The organism is Pseudomonas sp. Marseille-Q5117 (genome assembly GCF_946901175.1).
GTDB lineage: Bacteria > Pseudomonadota > Gammaproteobacteria > Pseudomonadales > Pseudomonadaceae > Aquipseudomonas > Aquipseudomonas iranensis.
In genome coordinates, this window is the sequence record NZ_CAMPPP010000004.1 from 165,198 (window position 1) to 179,312 (window position 14,115).

Genomic DNA, 14,115 nt, shown 5'->3' on the forward strand with positions numbered 1-14,115 from the left:
CGTAGGGCTTTCGATCAGGCCGCCGCCCACGCCTGCAAACTCAAATGCGCCTTCTCCCCCGGCGCCAGGTGCAGGCTGTCGGTGCCGCCCGCTGCTGCTTCTACGCAAACGAATTCCGATACCTCGTCCCAGCTCACCCCCAGCAACGGCCGCGCGCCGGGATGCCAGACGACGGTGTCGCCGCTGTCACCGGTATCGATGCACAACTCGCGCTGCCAGGCGTGATCCTTGAGCTGCAATTCGCCGTCATGCTGGAACACCCGCTGACAGCCGCCATCAACGCGCAACTCGCCTTCCTGCTGGCAAACCTGACGATTCAACTGGTCATAACCCTGCGCGCCTTCGAGCCCAGACAGCGCTATCTCACCAACATCGCCAATACGCCAGTAAGCGTGCAAAGCCTGACTCAACTGGCACGGCATGTCGTCCTGATGCTCGGTGCTCAAGCGTAATTCCATGCGTTCGCCAAGGTGCGCGTGCAGGTCGACCTGCCAGTCGCACAGCTGCAATTGCCAGTGCAGGCGCACGCCGTCTTCGGCGCTGCTGCTGTCGAGCAGTTTCCAATCGAGCAGTCGCGCCCAACCATGGGACGGCCACGCGTTTTCGCTCGGATGACGGCCATACCACGGCCAGCACACCGGCACGCCACCGCGAATCGCGCCGACATGCGGCCACTTCGCCGCGCACCACAACCACGGCTTCTGCCCGCGCGGCTGAAAGTGCAGCAATTGCGCGCCCTGCCGACTGAACACCGCCTGACACAGCGGATGATCGATCACCAACACGTCGCGCAGCTGATAGCGCTCCCAGGCGAACACCGGTCGCTCGCGCAGGGATTTGAAGAAGCGTTGCAGCGGATGCTCATGCATTGGCTACGGTCCTGAAAATCATGGGGGTACAATTACCTTTGTGACCCTTGAATACTGTGGCGAGGGGATTTATCCCCGTTCGACTGCGAAGCAGTCGCAAACCTGGAAAACGGCCTCTCGCTGATACACCTCAGTGGATGGCTTTGGGGCCGCTTCGCAGCCCAGCGGGGCGGTGCGACGTTTCGCTAAATCCCCTCGCCACAAAAAACTCTCCAGCCACAAAAAATCATCAAGCAACACATCTGACCTGTGTCACAAAAAAAAGCGGACAGCCTTGGCTGTCCGCAAAATGCGCACATAGAGAGGAGCTTATCGCAGACGCGTCAGAACGTTGACTGAATTTTCAGGCCAGCGACCAAAGCGTTATCGACTTCATCCACACCGCCCGGATGGGTGATGTATTGCAGGTTGGGACGCACGGTCAGCCAGTTGGTGATATGGATGCCGTAGTTGAGTTCGTAGTTGTATTCGGTTTCACGAATCGGCGAGAACGCGGCGTTGTCGTAGTCGGACACACCGTTCGCAGCGTTCAGCAGTTCAGCGTTGCGCTTGACGTCCTTATTGACGTGGATACGCGCAGCGCCGATACCGATGTCATCTTTCGGACGCGCATCGAACGGGCCTTTGTAGACAAACATCACCGACTGGTAGTTGTCGATGAAGTTGGTGTCCTTGTCGTGGAAGGTCGCGTTGGCGGCGATGTTCAGACCGCGAGTCGCATCACCGTTGTGGCTGGTGAGTTGCTGTTGCGCGACGAACCAGTAACCGCTTTTGCTGTTGTGCGACTTGTAGTCGTCACCGGTGGTTGCCGCATCGAGACCGTTGACGTCTTCGCGAACGTCGTCGGCATCGGCCGTGCTCTTGTAGTAACCGACGCGGTATTCGCCCGGCAGGCTGTTGACCTTCGGCGACCAGACCAACTCAACCGGCAGCACGGTACCTTTGGTGCCGCTGCCGCTGAGCTTGAAGCCGTTGCCGTGTTCCAGTTGCGACGGGTTCTGGTTGTACGCACCGATTTGCGCGTAGAGCTCGTCGTTGATGTTGTACTTCACACGGATCGCGGCCTGGCTGACGGGCCAGTTGTACCAGATGTTGGTCGCCCAGTTACCCACTTGCGAACCGCAGAACGCCAGGTTCTGGAAGTCGCACGGGAAGGTGTTGAAGTCTTCGCCTTCGCCGAAGTAACCGGCCTTGACGTCGAGCTTGTTGTCGAAGAACTGGTGCTGGATCCACAACTGGGTCAGACGCACCATGTGGCCACGGCCGTAGACTTCCTGCGACGAGCTGAGAGTGCCGGCACGCGGATCGCCAACGCGGTCGTTGGAGATGTTGTAGCCGTTTCGGTTGGTCAGCTGGATCTTCGCTTGGGTGTTGTCCCAGCCCCACAGTTTCTGCAGGTCGAGGGCCACGCCGAGACCGAACTGGTCGGCGTAACGCGCGGTCTTGTCGTCGTTGTAGCCGCCGTTCAGGTTGGCGCCCATCTCGCCAACGTAGTCGGCCTTGATGTCGATACCCTGCTCGATCAGCTTGGTGCGCTCGCCGCCCCAGTCGCCGGTCATCCACTTGGAGTCGGAGCTGAACGCATCCGCCGCCATCGCATTGCCGGCCAGCACCAGTGCAGCTGCCGCAGAAACCTGGCAGATCAACCGGGCATTGACGTGTTTCTTTTTCATCCCTACATCCTCGTCTTTATTGTTATTAACTGTTTTTATCTTACGCGGTTTACATAAAGTGCGGTGCTCGACAGGCCGGACACCGCGTGCTCCTTTGTGGGAGCGAGCCTGCTCGCGAATGCGGTGTATCAGGCGACATCAATGCTGGATGTCAGACCGCTTTCGCGAGCAGGCTCGCTCCCACATTTTGTACTTCAGCGGCCTTTGAACTGCGCCACATTCGCCGACCGGTTTTCTGCCTGCACCTGGCCCGCAACGCCCAGACGCTCACCGGTATTGGCATCGAACAACAACACTTTCGATGGATCGAACTGCAGCGTCAGGCTTTCGCCTACCTGCGGTGCCACATCCGGCGCCAGTCGGCAGCAGACCTTGGTGTCGTTCAGATTGACGAACACCAGCGTGTCCGGACCGGTCGGTTCAGTGACCTGCACTTCGGCGCGGATGCTCGGCAGACCATTGCCCTCGCCGTTCGCCAGCACGATCTGCTCCGGGCGCAGGCCGAGGATCACTTCGCGGTCTTCAAGCCCGGCGTCCTGCATGCTCATCGGCAATTCGCAGCGCGCCTGGCCGCTGTCGAGCAGCGCCAGCAGACGACCGTCCTTGCGCTGCAAACGCAGGGGAATGAAGTTCATCGGCGGCGAACCGATGAAGCTCGCCACGAACAGGTTGGCCGGGTTGTTGTAGATGTCTTTCGGCGTACCGAACTGCTGAATGATGCCGTCCTTCATCACCGCGACCTTGTCGCCCAGGGTCATCGCTTCGATCTGGTCGTGGGTCACGTAGACCGTGGTGGTTTTGAGGCGCTGGTGCATCAGTTTCATTTCGGTGCGCATCTCGACGCGCAGCTTGGCGTCGAGGTTCGACAGCGGTTCGTCGAACAGATAGATCTTCGGCCGCCGCGCCAAAGCACGACCCATCGCCACGCGCTGTTGCTGACCACCGGAGAGCTGGCCCGGCTTGCGGTTGAGCAGGTGTTCGATCTGCAACAGCTTGGCGACGCGGGCGACTTCTTCGTCGATCGCTGCCTGCGGCATCTTGCGGATTTTCAGGCCGAACTCGATGTTCTCGCGCACGCTCATGGTCGGGTACAGCGCGTAGGACTGAAACACCATGGCGATGTCGCGATCCTTGGGGCTCATGCCGCTGACGTCCTGATCACCGATCATGATCGCGCCGCCGGTGATGGTTTCCAGCCCGGCGATGCAGTTCATCAAGGTCGATTTACCGCAGCCCGACGGGCCGACGAGGATCAGGAATTCACCGTCCTTGATCGACAGTTCGATGTTCTTCAGGGTGTCCGGCAGGCCGGCCCCGTAGGTCTTGTTTACGTTGCGAAGTTCAAGCGTAGCCATGATTACCCCTTGACCGCGCCGGCCGTCAGCCCGCGCACGAAATACTTGCCTGCGACCACATAGACCAGCAGGGTCGGCAGGCCGGCGATCATCGCCGCTGCCATATCCACGTTGTATTCCTTGGCGCCGGTGCTGGTGTTGACCAGATTGTTCAGCGCCACGGTGATCGGTTGCGAATCACCGCTGGAGAACACCACCCCGAAGAGGAAGTCGTTCCAGATCTGGGTGAACTGCCAGATCAGGCAGACCATGATGATCGGCGTCGACATCGGCAGAATGATGCGGCGGAAAATCGTGAAGAAACCCGCGCCATCCAGACGCGCAGCCTTGACCAGCGCATCGGGAATGCTCACGTAGTAGTTGCGGAAGAACAGCGTGGTGAACGCCAGACCGTAGACCACGTGCACGAAGACCAGGCCGGTGGTGGTGCTCGCCAGGCCCATCTTGCCGAGGGTGAACGAGGCTGGCAGCAGCACGGTCTGGAACGGCAGGAAGCAGCCGAACAGCAACAGACCGAAGAACAACTGCGAACCACGGAAGCGCCACATCGACAGCACGTAACCGTTCAACGCACCGATGGCGGTGGAGATGATTACCGCCGGTACGGTGATCTTGATCGAGTTCCAGAAGTAGCCGTCAACCGTGGCCCAGGCCTTGACCCAGCCAATGCCGCTGACCACGGTCGGCCAGCTCAGCAGGTTGCCGGTGCTGATATCTTCCGGGGTCTTGAAGCTGGTCAGCAACATCACCACCAGCGGCACCAGATAGAGGAACACCGCGAGGATCAGCACCGCGTAGATCGCGATGCGGCTCAAGCTGATCGCAGGTTTGGCAGCGAGACTAGTCATGACGCTTGGTCCTCAGCTCGGAATACAGGTAAGGCACGATGATCGCGAGGATCGCACCGAGCATCAGAATCGCACTGGCCGAGCCCATGCCCATCTGGCCGCGACTGAAGGTGAAGGAATACATGAACATCGCTGGCAGGTCGGAGGAATAACCCGGGCCGCCGGCGGTCATTGCCGCAACGAGGTCGAAGCTCTTGATCGCGATGTGCGCGAGGATCATCACCGCACTGAAGAACACCGGACGCAGGCTTGGCAGCACGACTTTCCAGTAGATGCGCGGCATGCTCGCGCCGTCGATCTGCGCGGCACGGATGATCGATTGGTCGACGCCGCGCAGGCCGGCGAGGAACATCGCCATGATGAAGCCCGAGGCTTGCCACACAGCGGCGATCACCAGGCAGTAGACCACGCGATCAGGGTCGATCAGCCAGTCCAGACGGAAGCCTTCCCAGCCCCAGTCACGCAACAATTTGTCCAGGCCCATGCCCGGGTTGAGCAGCCATTTCCACGCGGTACCGGTGACGATCATCGAGAGCGCCATCGGGTACAGGTAAATGGTGCGGATAAAGCCTTCGCGACGGATGCGCTGGTCGAGGAACACCGCCAGCAACACGCCGATCACCAGGGTAATGCCGATGAACATGCCGCCGAACACGGCGAGGTTCTTGCTCGCCACCCACCAGCGATCGTTGTCGAACAACCGCGCGTATTGCGCCAGACCGGCCCACTTGTAGTTGGGCAGGAAAGTCGAAGTGGTGAACGACAGAATGAACGTCCACAGGATGTAGCCATAGAAGCCCACCAGCACGATGAACATGCTCGGCGCCAGCACCAGTTTGGGTAGCCAGCGCTGCAATGCATCGAACGGCGAGGCCTTGCTGAACACAGCAACAGAACTCATGGGGAAATCCACAATAAGGGTTTACTAAAGCATTTCCTTGCAGGAGTGAGCCCTGTGGCGAGGGGATTTATCCCCGATCGACTGCGCAGCAGTCGCGAAATCATTACATGCGGTATTTCACACACTGCGCCGCTGCAACTTTCCGGGGTCGCTTCGCAACCCATCGGGGATGAATCCCCTCACCACAAACGCCCACTCCCACAGGGGCCAAGCATTACTTGGCCGACTGAACCGCCGCGCCGAGTTTCTTCGCCGCATCCGCCGGGTCGGCTTTCGGGTCGTTGATGTAGTTGGTGACTACGTCAAAGAACGCGCCCTGCACGGCCAGCGTGGTCGCCATGTTGTGCGCCATGCTTGGCTGCAGGCCGCCGGACTTGGCGTCCGCGAGGAAGTCCTTGGCAGCGGTCTGTGCGCAGGAGTCGAAGCCGAGCTTGTCCATGTTGGTCAACATGTCGTTGCGCACCGGGATCGAGCCTTTGTTGATGCTGAAGACTTTCTGGAAGTTCTCACCCAGCACGACTTTGGCGATGTCCTGCTGACCGGCCGCAGTGCCTGCGTCCTTCTGCTTGAACACGGCCAGCGAGTCGATGTTGTAGGTGAATGCCTTGTCGGTGCCTGGGAACGCTACGCACTCGTAGTCCTTGCCGGCGACTTTCTTGGCGGCGGTCCATTCGGACTTGGCCCAGTCACCCATGATCTGCATGCCGGCCTTGCCGTTGATGACCTTGGCCGCTTCGAGGTTCCAGTCCTGGCCTTTGCCGTCCGCGTCCATGTAGGTCGCGACTTTCTTCAGCTCAGTGAGCGCCTTGACCATTTCCGGGCCGGTCAGCGCTTTGTTGTCGAGATCGACCAGGGCTTTCTTGTAGCCATCCACGCCCATGACCGAGAGCACCACGGCTTCGAACACGGTGCTGTCCTGCCAAGGCTGACCGCCGTGGGCGAGCGGAATGAAGCCCGCCGCTTTCAGCTTGTCGCCGGCTGCGTAGAACTCTTCGAGGGTGGTTGGATTCTTGGTGATGCCGGCTTTCTTGAAGACTTCCGGGTTGATCCACAGCCAGTTCACGCGGTGAATGTTCACCGGCACGGCCACGTAATCACCGTCGTACTTCACGGTATCGGAGACTTTCTTGTCGAGCAGGCTGTCCCACTTTTCCGACTTGGCGACGTCTTTCAAAACGTCGGTGTCGAGCAGACCGGTCGACGCCCATTCCTGGATGTCCGGGCCTTTGATCTGCGCTACGCCTGGCGGGTTGCCGGCGACGGCGCGGCTTTTCAGCACGGTCATGGCAGTCGCACCGCCACCACCGGCGACAGCGCCGTCCTTCCAGGTGAAACCGTCTTTTTCGACTTGGGCCTTGAGCACATCGACAGCGGCTTTTTCGCCACCGGAAGTCCACCAGTGCACGACTTCCACCGAACCTTTGGAATCGGCAGCGGAAACACTGAGCGGCAGGATTGCGAGCGGGAACAGGGAGGCGACAGAAATGACAGTAGCGAGGCGAGAAATCGCATTCATTCGAGATGTACCTTTCTTGTTGTTATGCATTGCAAGTCTGGTGCTTGCGCTGCACGGAGTTTAAACAGAGCGTTTCGCTTCGCAGGTAACGAAGGGACGCGTAAATGTCACGACATGGTTACACAGGAACAGGCAGGGACAACCGCGCCAAAGCCGTGGCCATGCTCGGCGCCAGCGGCAATCGCGGAATCAGCACAGCCTGCCAGGCGTGATACAGATCGGGCTTGCCCGGCCAGATATCGGCACTCGGCACATTCTGCGGATTGAGTTCGTGATGCCAGCTGCCGTTGCAGCGGTCGATGAAATTCGTCTCGCAGAACTCCCAGAACAGCCGGTACCAACATTCGTATTGCGCGTCGCCGCTGCGTTTGAGCAAGGCACTGGCGGCGGCGCTGGCTTCGGCATGCGTCCAGTGCAGGCGATGGCGAACGACGGCTTTGTTGTGCCAGTCGAGGGTATAGACGATGCCCGCCGCGCCATCGACATTCCAGCCGTGGCGGCAATTTTTTTCGAAGAGTTTTTGCGCATCGACGGCCAGCCAGCCCGGCGTGAGCATGCCGGCCTGCACCCGTGCGGCTTCAAGGTGCAGGAGCAAGCGCGCCCATTCGAAACCATGGCCCGGGGTGGTGCCGTAAGGACGGAAACCGTCGGCGGGGTTGTCGTGGTTGTATTCGCGCAGCGGCTGCCAGTCGCGATCGAAGTGCTCGATGACCATGTAATCGTTGGCCGCTGCATGGCCGTGAATCACCCGCTCGACAATGCGCTGGGCGCGCACCAGCCAGCGCGGATCTTCAGTGACATCGGCCAGCGCGAGGAATGCTTCGGTCGCGTGCATGTTGCTGTTGGCGCCGCGATAGGCTTCTTCTTCGCTCCAGTCGCGGTTGAAGAATTCGCGCATGGCGCCCTCTTCTTCGCTCCAGAAATAAGTGTCGATGATGTCGATCGCGTCATCGAGCAAAGCCTGGGCACCGGGCCGTTGTGCGACCACGGCGGAGCTGGCGGCGAGCGCGACAAAGGCATGCAGATAGGCGTTCTTGCCGGTGTTGTCGTCACGATGCTGGGCAACCGCAAACCAGCCGCCATGCAGCGCATCACGCAGCGGCCCGCGCAACGCGGCGATACCGTGGTCGACCAGTTCGGCAAACCCCGGCAGGCCCTGAATGTGCGCCATGGCGAAGCTGTGGGTCATGCGCGCGGTGTTCATGGTTTCGGCTCGTGCGTTCGCCGGCAAACGGCCGCGCTCATCGAGGTTGCCGAAGCCTTCGGGCAGTCGTGATGCCTTGGCGAAATCCAGCAGACGCAGGCCTTCGGCGGCGAGCCATTGCTGGTGGGCAGGGGCGTTCAGCCAACTGCTGAAGTCTGGGTGAAAGGTGTCCATGGCGTGACCCTTTTTTGTTGTTAGGACTGCGGGCAGTCTAAACAACGGGCCGGGGCGGGCTTGTAACGAAGGGGACGGGGTTTGTCACTGGCTCGTGACAAAAGAGAAGAGCAAAAGCACCCTCACCCCAACCCTCTCCCGGAGGGAGGGGGCCGACCGAGGTGTCTTGCGTCCTCCGTCGACCTGAAAAATATTGGCGATTATGGATTCACCACCGCATTTACAGGTCAGCGCAGCTCAGCAGCATCCCCCAATCGGTCCCCTCTCCCTCTGGGAGAGGGCTAGGGTGAGGGGCTTTTCGGGGCTAATCCACAGACCGAGGCAACTGCAACGTCACCCGCAACCCGCCCTCACTCAGATTCTGCAACGTAACCTCGCCGCCATGGCTATGGGCAATGTTGCGCGCAATGCCCAGGCCCAACCCATAACCCTGCTGCTGTCCCGCCAAACGGAAGTGCGGTTCGAATACTTGCTCCAGCCGCTGCTGCGGCACACCCGGGCCTTCATCGTCGACGTGCAAGACAAAGGCGCTGTCATCGTCATCGATGTGCAGATGCGCGTTCTGCCCGTACTTCAAGGCGTTGTCGATCAGGTTGCCGATGCAGCGCTTGAGCGCCAGTGGTTTGCCCGGATACGCCGACAGCGCGCGCCCATGCTGGGTGACGCGGCCATTGCCGTTCGGCGCCAGATACGGCTCGACCAGGCAATCGAGGACATGATTGAGATCCACCGGCTCGATGTTCTCGTGGATGTCGGTGTCCTTGACGCATTGCAGTGCGCCTTTGACCAGCAGCTCCAGCTCATCCAGATCGCGGCCGAATTTGGCTTGCAGCTGTTCGTCTTCGAGCAGTTCGACGCGCAAGCGCAGGCGGGTGATTGGCGTGCGCAGGTCATGGGAAATCGCGCTGAACAACTGGCTGCGTTCGGTCAGGTAGCGGCTGATGCGTTCGCGCATGGTGTTGAACGCGCGGCCGACTTCGACCACTTCACTGCCACCGCCCTCCGCCACCGGCTCGACATCCGCGCCCAGCGACAGATCCCGCGCTGCCCGCGCCAGACGCTTGAGCGGCCGACTCTGCCAGTGCACCAGCAGGCCGATGAACAACAGCAAGAAGCCGCTGGTGAGGACGATAAACCACACCTGCTGCGCCGGCAGGCCTTGCTCTTCGAGACTGGTGTACGGCTCGGGCAGCAACGAGGCGATGTACAGCCATTCGCCCGGGGCCATTTGAATCTGCGTGACCAGTACCGGCGGATTCACCGGCTCCAGGGTCAGCGCGTAATGCGCCCAGGAGCGCGGCAATTCATCAAGTTTCAGCCCGGCGTTGAAAATCCGCAGGTCTTCGGGGCTGACGAAGGTCACCGAAATATCCGTGTCATGGCCCAGAGACTGACGCAGCACTTCGTCCACCGCCTGCATCACCGCAGCCTTGCGCGGCGTCACCGGCAGCACGTCCATGCCCAGCGGTTTGTCATTGAGCGTCACTACAAACCGGGTGCCGCCCATGCTGCGCAATTGATCGAGCACCAGCGGTCGATAGGCCACTGGCAAGGAACGGAAATAGCTGACGCTGGCAGTCATCGAATGCGCCAGGCTGCGGGCGCTGGTGACCAGCCCTTCGAGTTGAGTGGCGCGCAACTGCGATACCCAGATCACGCTCGACAGCGTCTGCGCGAACAGCACCGCCAGCAGAGTCAGCAGCAGCATCCGCCCGAGCAGTGAGCGCGGCACCGGTATGCGACTGGCGAATTTGCCCAGCGCCTCAGTGAGCATTGCCGGCAACCACATTGGCTGCCAACTGATAACCGCTGCCACGCACAGTGCGGATCAGCCGTGGCGGTTTTTCGGTGTCGCGCAGGCGTTGGCGCAAACGGCTGACGGCCATGTCGACAATGCGATCGAGCGGCATCAGATCGCGGCCACGGGTGGCGTTGCCGATGGTGTCGCGGTCGAGGATTTGCTGCGGATGATCGAGGAACAGTTTCAGCAGGGCGAAATCGGCGCCGGAAAGAATCACTTCCTCGCCGTCGGTGTGGAACAGCCGATGACTGACTGTGTCCAGGCGCCAGTCGTCGAAGGCCAGCACTTCGCTACCGCTGCGTTCGTGGGCGAATTGCGCGCGACGCAGCAGGGCCTTGATCCGCGCTTGCAGTTCGCGCGGGCTGAACGGTTTGCCGAGGTAGTCGTCGGCGCCGAGTTCCAGACCGATCACCCGGTCGGCTTCGTCGGAACTGGCGGTCAGCATGATGATCGGCACCTGCGCCTGACGCGGATGCTGGCGCACCCAGCGGCACAGGCTGAACCCGTCTTCGTCGGGCAGCATGACATCGAGGATCACCAGGTCGCTCGGCGCCTCATTGAGCGCCTGACGAAAACCGGCACCATCGGCGGTGGCCCGCACCTGAAACCCGGCGCGGGTCAGGTAGGTTTCCAGCAACTCGCGTATTTCCTGGTCGTCATCGACCAACAATATCGACTTGTTGACTGAGCTCACTTCGAAGGCATCCTTGTTGTTGGAGTTGGGGCGGATTATGCCTTAAGCGCTGATTTTACAAACACCACAAAACCACTGTGGGAGCGAGCCTGCTCGCGAATCGGGTTTACCTTCAACGCATTTGCTGACTGATACACCGCTTTCGCGAGCAGGCTCGCTCCCACATGGGCGATTGCATTTCAGGGTCGAGTTGCTTGATCCAGCGCCACGCCGGCGCCGACCAGGCCGGAATACGGCGCGGTCACCAGCCACACCGGGATGCCTTTGAAGTAATCGCTCATGCAGCCTTTGTCGGCGAAGCAGCGGGCGAAGCCGCTGGCGAGGAAGAAATCGGCGAAGCGTGGAATTACCCCGCCAACGATGAACACCCCGCCGCGCGCGCCGGTGGTGAGCACGTTGTTGCCGGCAACGCGGCCGAGCCAGCAGCAGAACTGCTCGAGCACTTCCAAAGCAATCGGATCACCGGCAAGGCCAGCGGCGGTGATCGCTTCCGGCGTCTCCAGCTTTGGCTCATGGCCATCCACCGCGCAGATCGCCCGGTACAGTCGAGGCAGGCCGCCGCCGCTCAACGCGGTTTCCGCGCTGACATGGCCGATCTCGTTGTAGATGTGCTGCCACAGTTGCGTTTCACGCGGGCTGCTCAGCGGCAGATCGACGTGGCCGCCCTCGCCCGGCAACGCGGCAAAGCGTCCTTCGCCGAGATCGAGCAAGGTGCCGACACCCAGGCCAGTGCCCGGGCCGATCACCACTGCCGGACGCAGAGGCTCCGGCGTACCTTCGCAAACCACGCGGAATTCGCCGGGCTGCAAGCGGGTCATGCCCAGCGCCATCGCCGAGAAGTCGTTGGTCAGCAACAACTGCTCGACCTGCAAGGTCTTGCAGAACGCGCTGCGGCTGAGCCGCCAGTGATTGTTGGTGAACTTGAATTCATCGCCACTCACCGGACCTGCCACCGACAGGCACACCGAGCCGATCGAGCCCGGCGCCAGACCGAGCCCGCTCAGGTACAGAGCGATTGCCTCTTCCGGACTGGCAAAGTCGGCCGTGGCCAGCACCTGAACCGATTGCAGTTGCTGGTTTTGCCACAACGCGAACCGCGCGTTGGTGCCTCCGATGTCACCGACCAAAGCCAGTTTCAATTAAGCGTCTCCAGGGCAGAAGTGAAGGCGCTGGCGCCCTGCTCCGCCGAGCTGAAGGCCATGCGCATGAAGCCAAACAGCTCGCGGCCGCTGCCAATGTTGTTGCCCAACAGGCCTTTGGCGGGTTCGCGCGCTGCAAATTCGGCGGCGTCGACCTTCAGTTCCAAGGTGCCTTTGACGCCATCGACGCGGATGATATCGCCCTCTTGCACGCGCGCCAAAGCGCCACCGACATAAGCTTCCGGGCTGACGTGAATCGCTGCGGGGATTTTCCCCGACGCGCCGGACATGCGCCCGTCAGTCACCAATGCCACTTTGAAGCCGCGATCCTGCAACACGCCAAGGAACGGCGTCATCTTGTGCAGCTCGGGCATGCCGTTGGAACGCGGGCCCTGGAAGCGCATCACGGCGACAAAATCCTTCTCCAGCAGACCGGCCTTGAATGCGTCCGCCAGGTCTTGTTGATCCTGGAACACCATCGCCGGTGCTTCGACGATCTGGTTCTCCAGCGCAACGGCAGAAACCTTCATCACCCCGCGACCGAGGTTGCCTTCCATCACCCGCAAGCCGCCCTCTTGCGAGAACGCACGGGACACCGGACGCAGGATGTTTTCGTCGAGGCTGTCGGTCGGGCCTTCGCGCCAGACCAGCTCGCCGTTATCGAGGAACGGCTCTTTGGTGTACTGGCTCAGGCCATGACCGAGCACAGTGTTGACGTCTTCATGCAGCAGGCCGGCGCCGAGCAGTTCGCGGATCAGGAACGACATGCCGCCCGCTGCCTGGAAGTGGTTGATGTCGGCTTTGCCGTTCGGATAGACGTGGCTCAAGGTCGGCACGACTTCGGAGAGGTCGGCCATGTCCTGCCAAGTCAGTTGAATGCCAGCGGCCATGGCGATGGCCGGCATGTGCAGGGTGTGGTTGGTCGAGCCGCCGGTGGCGTGCAGGGCAACGATGGAGTTGACCAGCGCTTTCTCGTCGACGATTTCGCCGATCGGCATGAAGTTGCCGTTCTGCTTGGTCAGGCGCGTGACCTGATGCGCGGCTTCGCGGGTCAGCGCGTCGCGCAGCGGCGTGTTCGGGTTGACAAAAGAGGCGCCCGGCAGGTGCAGGCCCATGACTTCCATCAGCAACTGGTTGGTGTTGGCGGTGCCGTAGAAGGTGCAGGTGCCCGGGCTGTGGTAGGACTTCATCTCCGATTCCAGCAGCTCTTCGCGGGTGGACTTGCCTTCGGCGTACTTCTGGCGGACGTCGGCTTTTTCCTTGTTGGAAATCCCCGAAACCATCGGCCCGCCCGGGACGAAGATCGTCGGCAAATGGCCGAAGCGCAGCGAACCCATCATCAGGCCCGGGACGATCTTGTCGCAGATGCCGAGCATCAGCGCGCCGTCAAACATGTTGTGCGACAGCGCCACGGCGGTCGACATGGCGATCACTTCGCGGCTCGGCAGGCTCAGTTCCATGCCCGGCTCGCCCTGGGTCACGCCATCGCACATCGCCGGAGTGCCGCCGGCGAACTGGCCGACCGAGCCGATTTCGCGCAGGGCGTTCTTGATCTGTTGTGGAAAGACTTCGTACGGCTGGTGCGCCGAAAGCATGTCGTTATACGAAGACACAATGGCGATGTTCGCCGAGTTCATCATCCGCAGGCTGTGCTTGTCTTCAGTGCCGCAACCGGCCACGCCGTGGGCGAAGTTGGCGCATTGCAGCTTGCCGCGCATCGGGCCGTCGGTGGCGGCGCCGCGAATCAATGCAAGGTAAGCCTGACGCGTGGCGCGGCTGCGGGCGATAAGCCGTTCGGTGACCTCAAGAACGCGGGGATGCATGTGTAGAACTCCAGGCTAACGGATGTGGCGACCTGATTGTCTATGCTGATCAAACGCCGTTGTTGTTGGAATGACAGACGGCTTTTTTGACCATTCGGACCAGTTGATTCAGGTCACT

11 protein-coding genes are annotated in these 14,115 nt (G+C 61.1%); all 11 read right to left on the reverse strand.

The genetic code is table 11. The features are described 5' to 3' along the window. Nucleotides 1-14: 14 nt before the first annotated feature. The 11 genes from OC605_RS09245 to edd all read right to left on the reverse strand — a co-directional run bounded on the left by OC605_RS09245 (nucleotide 15) and on the right by edd (nucleotide 13,997). On the reverse strand, nucleotides 15-869 hold the full coding sequence (locus OC605_RS09245) for a D-hexose-6-phosphate mutarotase (RefSeq protein ID WP_262136733.1): 855 nt from the start codon (nucleotides 867-869) through the stop codon (nucleotides 15-17). Between the two features lie 323 nt (nucleotides 870-1,192). After that, complete coding sequence (locus OC605_RS09250) at nucleotides 1,193-2,542, reverse strand: carbohydrate porin (RefSeq protein WP_262136734.1); 1,350 nt, start codon at nucleotides 2,540-2,542, stop codon at nucleotides 1,193-1,195. A 194-nt stretch (nucleotides 2,543-2,736) separates the two neighbouring features. Next, nucleotides 2,737-3,897 (reverse strand): ABC transporter ATP-binding protein, encoded by a 1,161-nt coding sequence (locus OC605_RS09255; protein ID WP_262136735.1) that lies wholly within the window; start codon nucleotides 3,895-3,897, stop codon nucleotides 2,737-2,739. Between the two features lie 2 nt (nucleotides 3,898-3,899). After that, on the reverse strand, nucleotides 3,900-4,745 hold the full coding sequence (locus tag OC605_RS09260; RefSeq protein WP_039758116.1) for a carbohydrate ABC transporter permease: 846 nt from the start codon (nucleotides 4,743-4,745) through the stop codon (nucleotides 3,900-3,902). Further along, a complete protein-coding gene (locus OC605_RS09265; protein WP_016773533.1) occupies nucleotides 4,738-5,646 on the reverse strand; it encodes a carbohydrate ABC transporter permease in 909 nt (302 codons plus the stop codon). The genes OC605_RS09260 and OC605_RS09265 overlap by 8 nt, the downstream gene beginning before the upstream one ends. A gap of 214 nt (nucleotides 5,647-5,860) precedes the next feature. Beyond that, a complete protein-coding gene (locus OC605_RS09270) occupies nucleotides 5,861-7,162 on the reverse strand; it encodes an ABC transporter substrate-binding protein (RefSeq protein WP_186567669.1) in 1,302 nt (433 codons plus the stop codon). 118 nt (nucleotides 7,163-7,280) lie between these two features. Beyond that, entirely contained in the window at nucleotides 7,281-8,540 is a 1,260-nt protein-coding gene (locus OC605_RS09275) for an AGE family epimerase/isomerase (protein WP_262136736.1), read from the reverse strand. Between the two features lie 304 nt (nucleotides 8,541-8,844). Next, nucleotides 8,845-10,314 carry an ATP-binding protein gene (locus OC605_RS09280; protein WP_262136737.1) on the reverse strand — a complete coding sequence of 490 codons (1,470 nt, stop codon included), beginning with the start codon at nucleotides 10,312-10,314 and terminating at the stop codon, nucleotides 8,845-8,847. Then, nucleotides 10,304-11,035 carry a response regulator gene (locus OC605_RS09285; RefSeq protein WP_039758123.1) on the reverse strand — a complete coding sequence of 244 codons (732 nt, stop codon included), beginning with the start codon at nucleotides 11,033-11,035 and terminating at the stop codon, nucleotides 10,304-10,306. Before OC605_RS09285 ends, OC605_RS09280 begins: the two co-directional genes overlap by 11 nt. Nucleotides 11,036-11,214: 179 nt before the next feature. Further along, entirely contained in the window at nucleotides 11,215-12,174 is a 960-nt protein-coding gene (locus OC605_RS09290) for a glucokinase (protein ID WP_186567667.1), read from the reverse strand. Next, nucleotides 12,171-13,997, reverse strand: a complete 1,827-nt coding sequence (edd, locus tag OC605_RS09295; RefSeq protein WP_262136738.1) for a phosphogluconate dehydratase — start codon at nucleotides 13,995-13,997, stop codon at nucleotides 12,171-12,173. The genes OC605_RS09290 and edd overlap by 4 nt, the downstream gene beginning before the upstream one ends. Between the last annotated feature and the right edge of the window lie 118 nt (nucleotides 13,998-14,115).